Origin of the sequence: Salinisphaera sp. SPP-AMP-43 (assembly GCF_049568105.1) — a bacterium.
Lineage (GTDB): Bacteria > Pseudomonadota > Gammaproteobacteria > Nevskiales > Salinisphaeraceae > Salinisphaera.
Window position 1 is genome coordinate 2,725,256 of sequence record NZ_CP145335.1, and the last position, 18,544, is coordinate 2,743,799.

An 18,544-nucleotide genomic window follows, 5' to 3' on the forward strand; every position below is an offset into this window, starting at 1 on the left:
ACATGCAAGACTGGCTAAAAGGTCTGCCCAAGGCCGAACTTCATCTGCACATCGAAGGCACGCTCGAGCCAGAACAACAGTTCGAATTGGCCCGCCGTAACGGCATCACACTGCCCTACGAGAGTGCAGCTGCACTACGAACCGCCTATGACTTCGCCGATCTGGCGTCGTTTCTTGCCCTCTACTACCAGGGCATGAACGTACTGCAGCAGGAGCGCGATTTCTACGAGCTGGCCATGGCCTATTTCGAGCGCGCTGTGGCCGACAATGTCCTGCATGCCGATATCTCGTTCGATCCACAGGCACATCTGGTGCGCGGGATCGATCTGGCGGTACCGTTCGAAGCCTTGGGCCAGGCAATGGCCGACGCAGAATCCCAGTGGGGAATCAGCAGCGCCTTGATCATGAGCTTCATGCGCGATCGAGAGGCCGAAGAAGCCATGGACGTACTGCGGCGTGCCGAGCCCTGGTATGACCGTATTGCCGCAGTCGGCCTGGATAGCGCCGAGGTCGGCAATCCGCCGGAAAAATTCGCGGCCGTCTTTGACGCCGCTAAGGAACGCAGGATCCCCCGCGTTGCTCACGCCGGCGAAGAAGGCCCGGCCAGCTATATCCGCGGTGCGCTGGATACCCTGGATGTCTGTCGTATCGATCACGGCGTTCGCTGCATCGACGATGCCGAATTAGTCGAACGGCTACGACGCGAACAGATACCGCTGACGGTTTGCCCGCTATCGAATGTCTATCTCAAAGGCGTGGCCCGGCTAGAAGACCATAGCCTGCCAGCGATGCTCGAAGCCGGCCTCAACGTAAATCTAAACTCCGATGACCCGGCCTACTTCGGCGGCGGCATGGCCAACAACTTCATCGCCTGCCATGCCGCTTTCGACTGGGACACGACCATCTTCAAGCAGCTCGCCGGCAACGGTATCAACGCCGCCTTTGCCAGCGATAACCGGCGCGCCCAGATGCACGCCGAGCTCGAGGCCTATTGAACTTCAACGCCCACTAAGACGAGGACGCGGCATCGGCAAAGACGATGCCGCATGCCGTCCGAGGCTTTCGATCGATTGCATAGAAATTGCCCCAGAGGCTGTCTGTTTCAACACAAGACTCACCGGATAGCAGACCCAAGGCCAGGACCGAATGCTGTCGGTTAGGCGTTCTTGCCAGCGCGGTGTTGTAAACGCCAAAGCATGCCGTCCTCGGGCGGCGCCGACGCGTCTGAACGCTGGATTGCTCACGTCGTCAGGCCTGCGACCGGGGCCTTACTTCAGGCAGAAACTGCCTGAAAGCGAATCAGCAGCCGCGATAGTTCGATCGGTATCGTTGAGGCACCCAAAGCTGCTGGCCGTTCTGGAAAACGTCGACAGAATCTGGCATCGATGCTCACGAGCTAGGCCATCTATAACCCTACTGGCGTGCCAGCCAAGGCGTACAACGCCGTATCACGCGTGCTTGGACGCGCCCTAAGGCCTGCCGCTGTTTCAGGCGAATCCGCGCCAAGCGCCGTGATGCAGCAACGCAAAGCCATAGTGACCGTACTCATAGCCGCCACGCGAGGGCGCTACAACGCGGGATTGGCGCCGTGTCGTCAATTTAGGGCCGTCGTCTTTCGGGCTGGGCCGCCTATCACATCCTGCGACGCTCCAAATCTGGGCGCGCCACGACGCAGCAACTCTTGCTTTGCAGGGCACGATGGGCAGCCAGCGCTCGGCGGCAATCTAAACACGCCCGCGCGCTGGCGATACCGCGTTACCAGTCGCTGACATGGCCCACCATGTCAGCGCTCGCAGCGCCCGGTCATAGCCACGGCTACAGCCGCGTCCGTCGTGACCCCCAAGCCTTAGGCGAGAAACGCGAAATACAGTACGAAGATCACGAACAGCACATAGAGAATCGGATGCAGTTCGCGCCCGCGACCGGTTGCTACCATGGTCAGCGGATAGGCCACCAGACCGATGGCAATGCCGTTGGCGATGCTATAGGTCAGCGGCATGCTCACCATGGTCAAGAACGCGGGAACTGCCATTTCCAGCCGCTGCCATTGAATCTCGCCCAGCGAGGACACCATTAACACGCCGACGATGATCAGTGCCGGCGCGGTCACGCTCGAGGTCACGACCGCCAGCAGCGGTGAAAAGAACAACGCCAGCACGAACAGCCCGGCCGTAACCGCCGAGGCCAGGCCAGTGCGCGCCCCCGAGGCGACGCCGGCGGTGGATTCGATATACGACGTGGTCGGCGAGGTGCCGATAACCGCCGAAGCCACGACAGACGTGGAATCCGCGAGCAGTGCCTGACTGGCTCGGCGCATGCGGTTGCCTTCCATCAGCCCGGCCTTGGTCGCCACGGCCATGAGCGTACCGGCGGTATCGAAGAACTCCACGAACAGAAAAGTGAGCACGACGACCAGCAGATTGAGTGTGAATACCTGCCCTGGATCCACGAAAATCTGCTTGAGCGCTACGCCAAACACCGGCGCTACGCTGGGGATACTACCAACCACCGACGACGGCACGCCGATCACCCCGAACAGCATGCCCACGATCGAGGTCAGCACCATGCCGAAGAAAATCGCCCCGGGCACGCGCCGCAACATGAACACGATCGACGCCGCCAACCCGAACACAGTCAACAGCGTTGCCGGCGCGGTGAGATCGCCCAGGGTCACTAGCGTGGCTTTGTTATCGACCACGATCCCCGAATCCTCAAAGCCGATCAGCGCGATGAACAGCCCGATCCCGCAGGCCGAAGCCAGCTTGAGATCGGACGGAATCGCATCGAGGATCATTTCACGTAGCCTGAGCACCGTAATGAACACGAAGATGACGCCCGAAAACAATACCCCGACCAGCGCGGTCTGCCAGGGCACCCCCATGCCGAGCACGACCGAGTAAGCAAAAAAAGCGTTCAGCCCCATGCTTGGGGCAATACCAACCGGATAACGGGCGATGAACGCCATCAGCAGGCAGCCGACGATCGAAGCCAGCGCCGTGGCCGTGAACAAGGCGCCCTTGTCCATGCCCGCAGCCGCCAGGATGTTCGGATTGACGAACATGATGTAGGCCATGGCCAGAAAAGTGGTCACCCCGCCAAGAATTTCGCGGCGATAATTCGTGCCCTCTTCGGCAAAGTGAAAAAAACGCGCCACCGGATCGCGCTGCTCGGCGTTATCGGCCGCATTGGTCGTCGAATCACTCATGCTGTCGTGCTCCCTGCGGCGAACCCGGCGTGCTGTCGTCCTCGCCGCGGCTCGCGAAAAACCCCGAGCGCTTCAGCGCCCCCGATCAAGCTATGAACCGGCGCCGATCGCCTGCCCGCTGAAATAGAAAGCTGCCGACAGCATGAAGCTATGGTGCCAGTCGCCGTCGGACGGCCCGACGCCGCTCATCGCGGCATCCTTACTCGACAACACCTCGGCCCAGATATAGACCGGGTCCGCTTCCATGGCCAGGCCGGCGATATTGAATTGGCCGTCGCCAGTGGTTGCCGTATCGCCTTCACCGGGCACGGTACTGGTATAGCGCCCACGGCCGCCGACATCCAGGTAGCCGTAATCGTCATACAGCTTCCAGGCCGTGACTGGCCCCCAATCGACCTCGAAATTACGAGCTGCGCTGGCACGGTAGATCTGTGCCGAGGCCGGCACCTGATAAAGACCGCCGTAATTCTCGAACGTGACTGCATCGGTAGGCAACGCCGCACCGTCCTGTGTCTGTCCAGCCGGAATATCGTAGCGATAGTCGACATATTGGCCCTGGAAATTCCAGGCGCCGATATCGGCATTGACCGCCGCGGTTGCCGCCCAGCGGCTGCCATTGTCGCCACCGCCGCCACCGACCTCGATTTGACCGCCCTGGCCGGCCAGCGACACCGTGGTTTGGCTGCTGCCCCCCTGGTCGAAGGTGTAGGCCAGACGTGCGTTGCCGCCATTAATCTGGGAATAGCCACCCGCCGGCGTCGCCCCATAGGTCGCCTGCTGACTCAGGTTATTGTTTTTGAAGGCGTCGACGTCGATGCGCCATGGCCCCGACTGATAGGTATAACCCAGGCCTGCCCCTTGGTTATCGGTAAAGCCGATCTCATAGGCCAGATTGCCGTAGAACGACTCGTAGCCATACGGCAGATTGCCGAACGGTACCTGAAAGAAGCCGCCGGTCAGCGAATGCGGGCTGTCGCTACCGAACTGGTAGCTGACCTCGCCGGTCTGGAGAAATCCTTCATCGCCGCCGAGAAACCAGTAGCTGGTGTCGTAGCTGATATTGCCGTGCTGACCGCTCGCTCCCAGGATGACATCCTGCAGATATAGATCGCCGCCGGTGCGCCGATTGGGTATGTCCGAGTCCTCGATCTGATAGCCGGTTTCTACACCGCCGTTGAAGGTCAAGACATTCGGCACCGACTGCTGTTGTTCGGGCGGTGTGGGCGTGGGGGCCGGCTCGGTCGCCTGTGGCGCGGTATCCTGCCGAGTCTGCAACTCGTGAAGCTGGTTCTGCAGGGCATCGATCTGCTGCTGGAGTTGATTGATACGATCCGGGCTCGCCTCGGTTGCTGCATGTCCCGCCACCGGGGATAAGATGCCAAGCGCGACGCTTGCCAGAATCGTTGTTCGTGAAATCGGCATTCAACTCCCTAAGCCAACATGTTTGACATGTATATGACGCGAGCGCCTTGCGGATTCGATGCAGCGACCGCGTTGTATCCAATATGGCGCATGGTTTGTAGCAGCTTTCATGCCACCTGCATGCTTTGCCCTGTCCGGCCAACCGGGGCGTAGAACACCGCCGGTTTTCTGTCCCCAGCCATGATGCTTGCCTCAATCAGAGGCATCACGATGGTGCTGGCATACCCCCTGGACCCAAGTCGAGTGCACGCATCGATCGTCCCCCATCATCATCAACATGAACAAGCGATCGACCGTCGTATCGATATGCTGGTTGCGGCGAGCCATCAGCGGGGTGGCTTCGGGATCGAGTACGACGAAGTCGGCCTCGTAACCGATATCCAGCCGCCCGATCCGGTCGTCCACATTCAGCGTTTCTGCGCCGGCGAGTGTGGCCAGATAAAGCAACCGCCCAGCCGACAGCGCGACCCCGTTAAGCTGGCTGACCTTATATGCCTCGGCCGCAGTCTCGAGCATGGAAAACGAGGTACCGGCCCCGACATCAGTGGCTAGACCGACGGTCAGCCGATTACAGCAGGCCCGGCCATAGTCGAACAGGCCGCTGCCCAGAAACAGATTCGAGGTTGGGCAGAACACGGTGGCCGCACCAGCCTGTGTAATGCGTTGATGCTCGGAGGCCGACAAATGAATACCGTGCGCATAGACACTGCCCCGGCGCAGCAGCTGGTAGCGATCGTATACATCCAGATAATCGCGGCTCCAAGGAAACAACTCGGCAACCCAGGCGACTTCGTCGACGTTCTCGGCGATATGGGTATGCACATAGGTATCCGGATAATGGCAGGCCAACTCACCCGCTGCCGCGAGTTGGGCATCACTGCAGGCCGGGGCGAAACGCGGCGTAATGGCATATGACAGTCGCCCGCAGCCATGCCAGCGCTCGATGAGTGCTTGCGAATCCCGGTAGCCGCTCTCGGCAGTATCGCGCAGCGCCTCTGGCGCATTGCGATCCATGAGCACCTTGCCGGCCGCCAAACGCATCCCCCGCTGTTGTGCCTCGCCAAACAAGGCATCGACCGAGTGCGCATGTACGGTGCCCAGCACGAGCGCGGCGGTGGTACCGTTACGCAGTAGCTCGGACACAAAGAATGCTGCGGTGTCCCGGGCGACTTCGGGGTCGGCGAATCGCATCTCGGCCGGAAACGTGTAGCGCTCCAACCAACTCAGCAGCTTCTCCCCGTAGCTGGCGATGATATCGGTCTGGGCATAGTGGATATGTGCATCGACAAACCCGGGCACGATCAGCTTGCCGCGCCGATCGACGACCTCGGCTTGCGCATCGAGCTCCTTCAGCAGATCCGACGCAGCGCCGATCGCCACGATCCGCCCGGCGCGTATAACCAACAACCCGTCCTCAATGATCCGAAGCGCTTCGGACGCGTCGTCGGCCCCCGGGTCGTACCGGCAATAGACGATCGTGCCGCGGATCGCGGCGCTGTCCTGTAGGTTCAATTGGGACTCCCGACTGCACACAGCCCAGTCTTCAACTGTCGACAATATGCAACAGCGAATGTCGACAATTTAGCCTGGCAGTTGTGCTCAGAAGAATGCAATGAACATGCCGGCCGGCGAAACAGCCTTGGGCAGCAGGCGCTCAGCGGGCATAGGCAGCGTATACGGCATGGGGCGACCCGCCGAGACGGGCCAGGTCGTCGGGGCCGTCAAGAACCGTATCGACATGCGCGCTCCGGCAGGCAATAGCTCGGGTCATTGCCTGCCGGGGCGAGCACCGGGCCGATTCGGCCGATCAAACCGTCTGACTAACCGGCTTCACTCAACGGGTGGCGCAGCACGATCGTATCGGCCCGGTCAGGGCCGGTCGAGATCACATCGATCGGCACGCCGGTAATTTCGGCCAGCCGGTCGAGATAGGCTTGGGCGTTGGCCGGCAGCGCGTCGTATTTCCGAAGCCCGGAGGTCGACTCCTGCCAGCCCGGCATTTCTTCGTAGATCGGCTCGCAGCTGGCCAGTGCCTCGGCGCCGGCGGGCGGTACGGTCAAGGTTTCGCTACCGCAGCGATAGCCGGTACATAACTGGATCGCGTCCAGGCCATCCAGCACATCGAGCTTGGTGATACACAGCCCGGACAGACTGTTGCTGAATGCCGCCCGGCGCAGGCCCACCGCATCGAACCAACCACAGCGCCGCGGCCGGCCGGTCACGGCACCAAACTCGGCGCCCTTGTCGGCCAGATGCTTGCCGTAGTGATCGTCGAGCTCGGTCGGGAACGGCCCGGAGCCGACACGTGTGGTATAGGCCTTGACCACGCCGAGCACATAATCGAAATAGGTCGGCCCGACCCCAGAACCCGTCGCAGCACTGCCGGCCGTAGTATTCGATGAGGTCACGAATGGATAGGTGCCGTGGTCGATATCCAGCAGCGCGCCTTGGGCGCCCTCGAACAGAATCGACTCGTCGGCCACATAGGCCTGGCGCAGCAGCTCACCCACATCAGCGACCATCGGTCGAAGCTGCTCGGCATGCTCGAGCGCGGCATCCAGGGTCTGCTGAAAATCTACGGCCGGATGGCCGAGATAGTTCTTCAGCACGAAGTTATGGAAATCCAGGGCCTCGCCCAGCTTGGCCGCCAGCAGTTCGCGCCGGAACAGATCGGATACGCGTACAGCACGCCGGGCGACCTTATCCTCGTAGGCCGGGCCGATACCGCGGCCCGTGGTGCCGATCGCGGTCTTGCCGCGCGCCGCCTCGCGGGCCTTATCCAGCGCTACGTGATAGGGAAGAATCAACGGACAGGCCGGGCTAATCCGGAGCCGGTCGCGTACCGGCACGCCGCGGCTGTCGAGCTCGGCCATCTCATCGAGCAGTGCCTCGGGCGACAGCACCACCCCATTGCCAATATGACAGGTGACGTTGTCGTGCAGGATGCCCGAGGGAATCAGCCGCAGGATGGTCTTTTCGCCGTTGATGACCAGCGTATGCCCCGCGTTGTGACCGCCTTGGAAGCGAACCACGTGGCGGGTGCGGTCGGTGAGCAGATCAACGATCTTGCCCTTGCCCTCGTCGCCCCACTGGCTGCCGATGACGATGACCCGTTTACCCATGTCTCTATCTGCCTTGTTGATTTAGCGAACGGACCTGCCAGCGTCCGTCGTTCGATTCCAGAATACGATCGCAGCCCGAGCCGTCGATCTCGGTATGCGCCGGTGTGGCCGTAACCACCCGTTCGCCGGCATTACGCAGCCGGCGTATTTCGGCCAGCAGGGCGTCGTCGTTGTTGTCGGCCGGAGCAAAAATGCCGCCGGACTGCCGAGCGCCGACGAAATCGCCCAGCGCGGCCAGCAAATTCAGATCCGCCGAAAAGCCAGTCGCTGGACGCGGCCGCCCGAAGGCCGAACCGACATCGTCATAGCGTCCACCGCGAGCCAGCTCGCGGCCGAGCCCCGGCGCAAAGGCCGCAAACAAAAGCCCGGTCTTGTAGCGATAGCCCCGCAGCTCGGCTAAGTCGAGAAACAGCGGCATGTCCGGATAATGAGCCTGGATGAGTGCGACCATATCGGTCATTTCGTCCAGCGCGTCATCGATGATCCGATCGATCCCCCCAAGTGCAGTCCTGGCATCGGCAAGAATCGTGGCCGGCCCATTCAGACCGATCAGCGCGGTCAGACGATCATGCAGTGCCGTATCCAGTCGGCCATCGGCGACTAGAGCATCCAGATCGGGCCGCGATTTGCGTTGTACGACGTCGAACAGCGTAGGCTCGAATTCGTCATCGACTTCGGCCAGTTCGACCAGGCGACGATAGATCGCCACATGGCCCAGATCCAGATAGGTCCGCTCGATGCCCATCACATGCAGCGTCTCCAGCATCAGCGACACGATTTCGAGATCGCTGTGCAGATGCGCATCGCCGAACTTCTCGACCCCGACCTGAAGCGGTGAGCGCGACCCACCCGGCTCATCCGGACGGGTACGCAGCACGCTGCCGATATAGCAGTAGCGCGCTGGGCCGCTCGCAGCCAAGCGATGGGCGTCGATCCGGGTTGCCTGGGTGGTCATATCGGATCGGACGCCCATCATCCGACCGTTGAGCTGATCGGTCAGCTTGAAAGTATGCAGATCGAGCTCGTGACCGGCCCCGGTCAACAGCGAGTCGAGATATTCGATCAACGGCGGCCGAATTAGATCGAACCCCCAGCGCCAATACAGGTCAAGCAGCGCACGACGCGCTGCTTCCAGCCGCCAGGATTCGGGAGGCACCGTCTCCTGGACGCCCTCCGGCAGTAACCAACGTTTGGATTGCATGAGTTCTAGAGTTGATGAACGAGCTGCAGCACGACCACGCCGATCGCAATCATCACCGCGCCGAAGATACGGAGCTGGCGGGGGGCGACCTCGGCCAGCCGCAGCATGGTGTCACGCCAGCGCTGTGGCGCGATGAAGGGCATCAGCCCTTCGATCACACACACCAGCGCCAGCGCTCGGATCAGATCGGCCCACATCGGAATGCTGGGCTACTACTTGCCAGCACCCGCGGCCAGCGCCGGGTTGAAGTACTGGAACAGTTTGCCGTCCGGCTTGAGCAGCAGGAAGTCATCATCGCCGATGCTGTCGCGATAGAGCTGCATGCTGCGATAGAAGCTATAGAAATCGGCGTCCTTCTGATAGGCATCGGCATAGATCTTGGCCGCCTGGGCATCGCCCTCACCGCGGGTCGACTCAGCTTGATTATAAGCCTTGGCCAGAATCACCGTGCGCTCGCGCTCGGCATCGGAACGAATTTCCTTGGCCGCCGCGTCGCCCTGGGCACGCAGCGTACGAATCACTTCCTGACGCTCGGAACGCATCCGCTCGTAGACCGTATCGCTGACCTTTTCCGGCAGGTCCAGCTTCATGATCCGGACATCCTTGATATCGATCCCGAGCTGCTTGGCCGCCTGATTCACCTGCACCTGGACAGCCGCAACGATCTCGTTGCGATCGTCGCCAACCGCCTGGCGAATGGTCCGTTTGGAGAATTCGGCGAGGATATCGTTCTCGACCGACTCGGTCAGCAGACTGCGCGCCCGATCGGCGTTGCCGTGGGTCGACAGATAGTATTTCACCGGATCGGCGATCTTCCATTTAACGAAGTAATCGACCGACAGGTTTTTGTTCTCGGACGTCAGCACCCGGTCGATATCGCCGGTCAGCGTCATCACGCGACGATCGAAGCGGTATACCCTTTGAATGAACGGCATCTTGAAATGCAGGCCCGGATCGTAGTCGGCGCCGACGATTTCACCCATCTGTACGACGACCACACGCTGGCGCGGCGTGACCACGAACATTGAGTCGTAGGCGACATAGGCCGCGATGACGACCACGATCAGAGCGACGATCTGCTTGGCACTCATGAGTTGCGACTCCGGCTGCGCAGGCGGTCGACGTTCGAGTCGGCATTATTGCCGCTGCTCGAACCGTTCATATCGGGCTCCGGAGGCACCGACAACGGCGGTTCCACGCTATCGCTGCCGGCACTACCGGAGCCGCTGTCGTTTTGCGAGCCCTGCGTCTTCTGGCTCTTTTTCTGTTCCAACAACTTCTCGAGCGGCAGATAGGCCATCGAGTTGGTATTGCTGTTGTTCAACACCAAATGCGAAGCCGATACAACGTCGCTCATGGTTTCCAGGTACAGACGATCCCGCGTGACTTCGGGCGCTTTCTGGTACTGCGTCAGCAGATCCGAGAATCGCTTGGCCTGCCCCTCAGCGCGGTTGATCTTGCGCTGCTTGTAACCCCGTGCCTCGGCCAACATCTGGGCCTTTTCACCCTGGGCGCGGGCGACGATGTCACGGGCATAGGCACGCGCGATGTTCTTGGCGCGCTCTTCTTCCTCGCGAGCCTTGATCGCTTCCTGGAATGCCCCTTGGACCGGCTCCGGCGGCTGCGCATACTGCACGTTCACTGCCAGAACCTCGATCCCGGCGTCATATTTATTGAGCGTGAACTGCATAATCCGACGCACGTTGGTCGGCAGTTTAGCCCGCGACCGGTCCGTGATCTGCGGATATTCATTCTGTTTCTGCTTAATCTGGCCGACCAGCTTCTGATCGATATCCTTGAGCCCGTTCTTCTTCTTAGGCTGGCCGGAACCTTCCTTGAGATCGACGTTGGACAACGCCGTATCGTCGAGCTGATTGACCTGAACCCCTTCCTGGATAACCTGATTCATATCCGAGGTGCCGACGATTTCGCGCACCGCCGAGCGCAGCACCTGCTGCACAGTCTGGTCCGGATCCTGAAGCTGGAACAGATAGTTCATTGCATCCGAGATTCGATACTGGACCGAGATCTCGACATCCACGATGTTTTCGTCTTTGGTCAACATGACCGCGCGGTTGCTGGCCCGACGCACCTGCTGAGTGTCGACCTTGGAGACCCGACTGATCGGGTACGGCAAATGCCAGTGCCAGCCCGGATCCGAGGTATGGGTGTAATGGCCAAGCCGTAGCACCACGCCTTTTTCACCGGGCTGGACCACATACAGCCCAGTGGCCAGCCAGATCACCAGCGCGATCGGAATCAGTGCAAGCAGGATCGCCGGTGCAAATCCGTTGCCGCCCGATCCCGAGCCACCGGATCCACCGTTATTGCCGCCGCCGCCTTTGTTAAAGCGCTCGCGAAAACGCTTCCAGATCTGATCCAGATCCGGCGGGCCGCCGCTGTTGCCACTGTTATTGCGGTTGCCACCGCCCCACGGATCCTTGTCCTTACCCTTGCCGGGCTCGTTCCAAGCCATGCTAGAAAGCCTCTGGTCGAGTCGGTTGCCGATTGTCGTTTGTTCGGAGTACAGAACTCCAATCGAGCGCCATCGCGTCGAAGGCCGGCGCGCGGAACGACAGCGCGTGCTCCAACCTTCCCCCTGTCATGCCTACAGTGAGCAAACCGCTCTCCTCATATTGGGCGGGCTCGCGAAGCCAAAGCCGAAAGCGTACCAGCAGGGTTACGTTCCGGCGTCTGTCGATCTGCGATTCCGCAAGTTTATAGCCCGCCTGAAACCCTGTCGAACGCTGTATCAACCTTCAATTGATGAAACAGCGTCGGCCATCGACAGACGCCCAACACCTCGCTTAGCCGGCGCGCGACGGCAGCCCGTTCTCGGCCAGCTGTTCAGCATCGATCCGGACCGGTCGACGCGATACCAGTACGGCGTCGAAACTCAGGCCGGCCTGGGCCACGATACGTTCCAGATCGCCCTGGGATGCCGTCACCGACAGCAGCGCATCGCCGTTGTCGGCATAGTCTTCCGTGCCTACCACGCCGAGATCGAACAACTGCGAGCGCAGCCAGCCGGCTGCGGCCGGAATCCGCAGGGTACCGACCACGGTATCGGGGTAGCAGAACGCGGCCAGCGCATGACGCAATTCTTCCAGGCCCTCGCCGGTGACCGCCGAGACATAGACCCGTTCCGGCCGACCATGGGCATCGTATTCGACGCGCGGCGTCTCGTCATCGAGCAGATCAACCTTGTTGAACACCTCGAGCTGCGGCACTTCGCCGGCGCCAATTTCGCCCAGTACGGCGTTGACCTCGCGGGCATGCGCACGCCGCTCGCTGTCGGCGGCATCGATGACGTGCACCAGGATATCGGCCTCTCGTGTTTCTTCGAGAGTCGCCCGGAAGGCTGCCACCAGTTCATGCGGCAGATCGCGGATGAAGCCGACGGTATCGGCCACGATCAACGGCTCGCCCACCGGTACGTCCATCCGCCGCAGCGTTGGATCGAGGGTGGCAAACAGCTGATCGGCCGCGTAGATCTCTTCGCCGGTCAGGCGGTTGAACAACGTCGACTTACCGGCGTTGGTATAGCCCACCAAGGATACGACGGGCGTGCGCGCCCGGCGCCGCGACGCCCGGCCCTGGTCACGCCGAGACAACACCTTTTCCAACCGCGAGCGCAGCATTTTGATGCGATCGTTGAGCAGGCGTCGGTCGGTTTCGAGCTGGGTCTCGCCCGGCCCGCGCAGGCCGATGCCGCCCTTTTGTCGCTCAAGATGCGACCACCCGCGCACCAGGCGTGTGGCCAGATGCTGCAGCTGAGCCAACTCGACCTGCAGCTTGCCTTCGTGAGAGCGTGCTCGCCGCGCGAAAATATCCAGAATCAGCCCGGCTCGGTCGAGCACGCGCGCATTGAGACGTTTTTCGAGATTGCGTTCCTGACTCGGCGACAGATCGTGATTGAATACCACGAGTTCAGCGCCGTGTTCGGTCACCGCCGCTGCAATCTCGTCGGCCTTGCCGCCGCCCACGAAAAAGCGCGGATCCGGAACACGGCGCGACCCTCCGATATGACACAGGACGTCGGCACCCGCGGATTCGACGAGCTCACGGAATTCGCGATCGGCCTCGGCATATTCGTCGAGGCCGAACGCCAAATGGACGATAACGGCCGCCTGGCCGGTGGGCGGCCGCTCAAACATGAGATTTAACTATCGTCGGACTCCTGCGACATTTCGTCGCGGATTTCGTTACGGACATTGCGCGACGGCACGATGGTAGAAATAGCGTGTTTGTAGACCATCTGATTGACGGCATTGCGCAGAAGCACCACGAACTGGTCGAAAGATTCGATCTGTCCCTGCAGCTTGATACCGTTAACCAGATATATCGAAACCGGCACACGCTCTTTGCGCAAGGCGTTCAGGAATGGTTCTTGTAATGTTTGGCCTTTTGCCATGGGAACAGACTCCAGGAAGTCAGGGGACAAAAAAAACAGTGAAATGTTATCACGAGTTCAACCGCCGCTGATTGTATCAACCATCATTCGACGGGCTCGTCTAGTTATGTTGTCGTCGTCACTTACAAGCCAGGTGGCCTGATCCAGTGATCGCAGCCAAGTCAGCTGCCGTTTGGCGAGCTGTCTCGATGCAATCACCGCGCGTTGCACGGCTTCGTCCAGATCGAAGACACCATCTAAAGCTTGCCACAATTGGCGATACCCCACCGCTCGCATCGCCGGCTGTGCCAGATCGAGATCGGGACGAGCGTGAAGTTTTTCAACCTCGCTCAGGAAACCCTCGGCCATCATGGTGGCGAAGCGAGTCTCGATATTACGATGCAGGCGTTCGCGCGTATCGGGGGCGACCACGAGCTTGGTCAACGACCACGGCAGGGGCTGCTCATTTTGTCGGGCATGTAAATCGCTCGGCCGTTCGCCGGTCAGCTTATGAATTTCAAGCATGCGCTGGATGCGCTGGGCATCGTTGGCATGGATCCGCGCAGCCGCGACCGGATCAAGCGCGCTCAGGCGTTCATGCAGCGCAGCCCAACCATGCCGCTCGGCTTCGGCGGTCAATTCAGCGCGGACCGATGCATCGCGCCCCGGCATATCCGACAGACCATGCTCGAGCGCTCGAAAATATAGCGATGTGCCGCCGGTCAGCAGCGGCAGGCGCCCCGCGGCATGGATCCGGGCGATCTCGCGCTTGGCATCGGCCACGAAATCGGCCGCTGAATAGGCATCGGCCGGGTCACGGATATCGATCAGCGCATGCGGCGCGCGCGCCAATGTCGCAGCATCCGGCTTAGCGGTGCCGATATCCATGCCGCGATACACCATGGCCGAGTCTACCGAGACGATTTCGGCGTTGCCCTGCTCGACCAGATCGATCGCCAGACCGGTCTTGCCGGAGGCGGTCGGTCCGAGAATGAAAACAACGGGCGGCTTGGAATCGGCCATTACTGGCCTCGCATGAACAGACGATCCAGACCGGCCCGATCGACCGTGACCCAGCTCGGCCGGCCGTGATTGCAGTGGCCGGCCCGGTCGGTATGTTCCATATCGCGCAACAGCGCATTCATTTCGGTGAGCGTGAGACGACGTCCAGCCTTGACCGCAGCTTTGCAGCCGATATCGGCGAGCACGTCGTCCAGCGCATCGCGTACCGCGGCCGCACCGCGCGGGCCACTATCCAGCTCGGCGACTACATCCCGCGCCAGAGCCAGATAGTCGCGATCGGCCAGCAGCGCCGGTACGCCTCTGAGCAATGCCGCAGTTGGGCCGCTGCGGGTCAGCTCGAAACCAACCTCGGCCAGACGCTCGCCCTGGGCCTCGACCGTCGCGGCCTCGCTTTCCGACAACGACAACGTCTCCGGCACGAGCAGACGCTTGCACTGAATCTGACCGGCCGAGAACTCGGCCTTAAGCTGCTCGTACAACACCCGCTCGTGAGCTGCATGCATATCGACCAGTACCAGCCCATCGGCATTCTGCGCCAGGATATAAATATCGTGGAGCTGGCCGATTGCATAACCCAGTGCCGGCGTATCCTCACGTGCTTGAGGCTCGGCCTGCGGCACTTCGACCGCGGCGGGTGTATCAGCAGCCATCGGCTGGGCGGTTGCCGACGCCGATGGAGCAGCATCCGCAGATGGCTTCTGGAAGCGATAGCTGGCAGCAGCCTCGGCCACGCCGGGTCGGCTGTCCTTAGCCCCGAAATCGAGCCCGCGCGGCGTCATGGTGCGCGCCGTTCGCTCCCCGGGCGTGGCCATCGGCTCGACGGCAGTCGGCGTCAGCTCGATCGAGCGCGAGGCATGGGGCGTGGCCTCGACCGCGGCCAGCGCACGCGACACGCTGCGATAGACGAAATCGTGCACCAGCCGCGATTGGCGAAAGCGCACCTCGGCCTTGGCCGGATGGGCATTGACGTCGACCTGGCGCGGATCGAGTTCCAGATATAAGACATAGGCCGGATGCCGCTGGTTATGCAGCAGGTCTCGATAGGCCAGACGCACGCCATGATTGAACACCTTGTCGCGGATCGGCCGCCCGTTGACGAAACTGTATTGACGATCGGCCTGGCCGCGGGAAAAACCGGGAGTAGCGACCCAGCCACGCAGGCGCATGCCGGCCGCTGCCTCATCGACCTCGACCGCGTGTTCGTCGAACTCGCGGCCCAGGATATGAGCTACACGCCGGCGCTGGCCGGCCACATCGTGACAGACCGCCAACGCGGCGGACTCGACACCGCCGTGGCGCAGCGTGAAACCGACATCGAAGCGCGACAGCGCCAACTGGTTGAAACTCTGACGCAGATGTTTGAACTCGGTGCCCGGCGCGCGCAGGAATTTGCGACGTGCCGGAATTCGCGCGAACAGCTCCCGCACTTCAATCCGCGTACCGGGCGCGCCGGCCGCCGGCCGCGGCTGGCTATCGATATGCGGGCTGACGGCATAGGCACGTTCGGCATCCGAAACCCGCGAAGTCAATGTCAGCTCCGCGACCGAGGCAATACTGGCCAAGGCCTCGCCCCGAAAACCGAGGCTGCCGACGGCTTCCAGTGCGTCGAGGCTGTCGATCTTGCTGGTCGCATGCCGGGCGAGCGCCAGCGGCAGCTGATCGACGGCGATACCGTGGCCGTCGTCGTCGATTAGAATCCGGCGCAGACCGCCTTCTTCGACATCGGCAGTGATACGGCTTGCGCCTGCATCCAGGCTGTTTTCGATCAGCTCCTTGACGATCGAGGCCGGTCGTTCGACGACCTCGCCTGCCGCAATCTGGCTGATGAGTTGATCGTCGAGCAGTCGTATGGCCATGGGTTACCGGCAACACAATCAGGGCGAATCAATCGATTAGTGTCCTGTAAGTCGGACGCGTTGGCAAAGCATCGGCACCAGACACATCACCACCCTGCCACCGATACCACGTATTGCTACGCATAGCCGCAACGCGCGACCCACACCAGCATGGACTGATCGCGCCGATCGCGGGTCGGCCAGAAACGATCGTTTTGTTTTCTTGACTCATTCAAGAAAAAGGCCAATGATACCTAGGCCATGAGTCGATACAGCACGCCAATCGTCCGAGAGCTACGTGACCGCGGTCTGCGGGTTACTGCGCCGCGGCACGCCGTCCTCGAATGGTTAATCGATCATCCGCATGCCACCGTAGAGCATGTTCACCAAGGCGTGCGGGAACGGATCGGCACCATTTCAAAGCAGGCGGTATACGACGTACTGTCGGCATGTCTGGAGGCGGATCTGGTGCGACAGATCAAGCCGGCCGGTCATCCGGCGCGTTTCGAACGACGCACCGGCGACAACCATCATCATCTGGTCTGTCGTGGCTGCGGCCGTATCGAGGACACCGATTGTCGAATCGGCACAGCGCCCTGCCTGACCCCTGAACACGATCATGGTTTCAAGATTGACGAAGCCGAAGTGGTGTTCTGGGGGCTGTGCAAGGACTGTCAGTCCGCTGCAAGCCCTACTATCGACATTCGCAGCTGATCGACCCAGGACAACGACGGAGATTAGTTCCGTCGCGCAAGCACCCATCGGGAGGATAAGACCGTGACAGACAATAACCGCAATATCGAAACAACGACCGGCGGCGAGCCGTTCCCGAGCGACGAGCATTCGCTCACCGTCGGCAACGATGGCCCGATCGTGCTTCATGACCATTTCCTCATGGAGCAAATGGCGGCCTTCAACCGCGAGATGATTCCGGACCGTCAGCCGCACGCCAAGGGCAGTGGCGCCTTCGGTCAGTTCGAAGTCACCGAAGACGTCAGCGCCTACACCAAGGCGAAGTTCCTGCAGAAAGGCGCCACCACCGCGATGGTCGCGCGTTTTTCGACGGTAGCCGGCGAATCCGGCAGCCCGGACACCTGGCGTGACCCGCGCGGCTTCGCGCTGAAGTTCTACAGCGAAGAAGGCAACTTCGACATGGTGGGTAACAACACCCCCGTGTTCTTCGTGCGCGATCCAATGAAGTTCCAGCACTTCATTCATTCCCAGAAGCGTCGTGCCGACAACGGCCTGCGCGACCACGACATGCAGTGGGACTTCTGGACCCAGTCGCCGGAATCGGCCCACCAGGTCGCCTGGCTGATGGGCGACCGCGGCCTGCCCTACACCTGGCGCCACATGAATGGCTACTCCAGCCATACTTATATGTGGGTCAACGAAGCCGGCGAGCGGTTCTGGGTCAAGTACCACTTCAAGACCGACCAGGGCATCAAGTGCTTCACCGAGGAACAGGGCGCGGAAATGGCCGGCGCCGATGCCGACTTCCATCGTCGTGATCTGTTCGAAGCGATCGAGCGCGGCGATTACCCGACCTGGACGCTGTACGTTCAGATCATGCCCTACGAAGACGCCAAGACCTATCGCATCAACCCGTTCGATCTGACCAAGGTCTGGCCGCACGAGGATTATCCGCTGCACAAGGTCGGCACCATGAAGCTAGACCGCAACCCGACCGATTTCCATACGGAAATCGAGCAGGCGGCGTTCGAGCCCAATAACATGGTCCCCGGCACGGGCGTGTCGCCGGACAAGATGCTGCTGGCCCGTACCATTTCCTACGCAGATGCCCATCGGGCGCGTCTGGGTGTGAACTACAAGCAGATCCCGGTCAACGAACCGACCTGCCCGGTTCGCAGCTACACCAAGGGTGGCGCGATGCGCATGCGCAACGTCCACGATCCGGTGTACGTGCCGAACACCAAGGGCGGCCCGCATGCTGATCCAGCCCAGTTCCCGGCCAACAACGTTTGGGAAGCCGACGGCCAGATGGTTCGCGCGGCCTATACCCTTCGCAAGGACGATGGCGACTTCAACCAGGCCCACGACTTGGTGACCAAGGTCATGGACGATGCTGCCCGTGATCGCCTGGTCAACAACGCGGTCGGCCACCTGTCCAACGGTGTAAGCGAGCCGATTCTGGAGCGTGCCTTCCAATACTGGAAGAATATCGACCAGACCATCGGCGAGCGCATCGAACAGGGTGTTCGTGAAAAACTCAAGGCTGCCTAAGGCCTGAGTATCGGTTGCGACCGATCAGGCGGCACGTCGGCTTCGGCGTGCCGCCTTTTTTATGCCGTGCGTCAGGCAAGACCACGCAGGCGTTTGCAT

General features: G+C 61.3%; 15 protein-coding genes. 3 read left to right on the forward strand and 12 right to left on the reverse strand.

From position 1 onward, the window contains the following. Positions 1-2 precede the first annotated feature (2 nt). Positions 3-995, forward strand: a complete 993-nt coding sequence (locus V5738_RS11715; protein WP_423820989.1) for an adenosine deaminase — start codon at positions 3-5, stop codon at positions 993-995. Positions 996-1,846: 851 nt separating this feature from the next. Here the strand turns inward: V5738_RS11715 and V5738_RS11720 are convergent. The 12 genes from V5738_RS11720 to mutL all read right to left on the reverse strand — a co-directional run bounded on the left by V5738_RS11720 (position 1,847) and on the right by mutL (position 16,222). Next, on the reverse strand, positions 1,847-3,154 hold the full coding sequence (locus V5738_RS11720; protein ID WP_423824172.1) for an NCS2 family permease: 1,308 nt from the start codon (positions 3,152-3,154) through the stop codon (positions 1,847-1,849). Between the two features lie 141 nt (positions 3,155-3,295). Next, positions 3,296-4,570, reverse strand: coding sequence for a hypothetical protein (locus V5738_RS11725; RefSeq protein WP_423820990.1), 1,275 nt, complete (start codon positions 4,568-4,570; stop codon positions 3,296-3,298). Positions 4,571-4,819: 249 nt separating this feature from the next. Beyond that, positions 4,820-6,139 (reverse strand): guanine deaminase, encoded by a 1,320-nt coding sequence (gene guaD / locus V5738_RS11730; protein ID WP_423820991.1) that lies wholly within the window; start codon positions 6,137-6,139, stop codon positions 4,820-4,822. Positions 6,140-6,447: 308 nt separating this feature from the next. Continuing rightward, positions 6,448-7,749, reverse strand: a complete 1,302-nt coding sequence (locus tag V5738_RS11735; RefSeq protein WP_423820992.1) for an adenylosuccinate synthase — start codon at positions 7,747-7,749, stop codon at positions 6,448-6,450. A gap of 4 nt (positions 7,750-7,753) precedes the next feature. Further along, positions 7,754-8,950 (reverse strand): ATP phosphoribosyltransferase regulatory subunit, encoded by a 1,197-nt coding sequence (locus tag V5738_RS11740; RefSeq protein ID WP_423820993.1) that lies wholly within the window; start codon positions 8,948-8,950, stop codon positions 7,754-7,756. A 5-nt stretch (positions 8,951-8,955) separates the two neighbouring features. Continuing rightward, positions 8,956-9,147 carry a DUF2065 domain-containing protein gene (locus V5738_RS11745; RefSeq protein WP_423820994.1) on the reverse strand — a complete coding sequence of 64 codons (192 nt, stop codon included), beginning with the start codon at positions 9,145-9,147 and terminating at the stop codon, positions 8,956-8,958. Between the two features lie 15 nt (positions 9,148-9,162). Beyond that, entirely contained in the window at positions 9,163-10,041 is an 879-nt protein-coding gene (hflC, locus tag V5738_RS11750; protein WP_423820995.1) for a protease modulator HflC, read from the reverse strand. Then, on the reverse strand, positions 10,038-11,426 hold the full coding sequence (gene hflK / locus V5738_RS11755; RefSeq protein WP_423820996.1) for a protease modulator HflK: 1,389 nt from the start codon (positions 11,424-11,426) through the stop codon (positions 10,038-10,040). The genes hflC and hflK overlap by 4 nt, the downstream gene beginning before the upstream one ends. A gap of 331 nt (positions 11,427-11,757) precedes the next feature. Continuing rightward, the gene (hflX, locus tag V5738_RS11760) at positions 11,758-13,107 is read right to left on the reverse strand and encodes a ribosome rescue GTPase HflX (RefSeq protein ID WP_423820997.1); all 1,350 of its coding nucleotides are present in this window, start codon (positions 13,105-13,107) and stop codon (positions 11,758-11,760) included. A 5-nt stretch (positions 13,108-13,112) separates the two neighbouring features. Next, positions 13,113-13,364, reverse strand: a complete 252-nt coding sequence (hfq, locus tag V5738_RS11765; protein WP_423820998.1) for an RNA chaperone Hfq — start codon at positions 13,362-13,364, stop codon at positions 13,113-13,115. A 57-nt stretch (positions 13,365-13,421) separates the two neighbouring features. Beyond that, positions 13,422-14,366: a tRNA (adenosine(37)-N6)-dimethylallyltransferase MiaA gene (gene miaA, locus V5738_RS11770; protein ID WP_423820999.1), complete on the reverse strand. Its 945-nt coding sequence runs from the start codon at positions 14,364-14,366 to the stop codon at positions 13,422-13,424. Then, positions 14,366-16,222 carry a DNA mismatch repair endonuclease MutL gene (mutL, locus tag V5738_RS11775; protein WP_423821000.1) on the reverse strand — a complete coding sequence of 619 codons (1,857 nt, stop codon included), beginning with the start codon at positions 16,220-16,222 and terminating at the stop codon, positions 14,366-14,368. Before mutL ends, miaA begins: the two co-directional genes overlap by 1 nt. Positions 16,223-16,462: 240 nt before the next feature. On the opposite strand from mutL, the gene V5738_RS11780 reads away from it, so the two are divergent. Both V5738_RS11780 and V5738_RS11785 read left to right on the forward strand, forming a co-directional pair. Further along, positions 16,463-16,915, forward strand: a complete 453-nt coding sequence (locus tag V5738_RS11780; RefSeq protein WP_423821001.1) for a Fur family transcriptional regulator — start codon at positions 16,463-16,465, stop codon at positions 16,913-16,915. A 63-nt stretch (positions 16,916-16,978) separates the two neighbouring features. Next, complete coding sequence (locus V5738_RS11785) at positions 16,979-18,445, forward strand: catalase (protein WP_423821002.1); 1,467 nt, start codon at positions 16,979-16,981, stop codon at positions 18,443-18,445. Positions 18,446-18,544 lie beyond the last annotated feature (99 nt).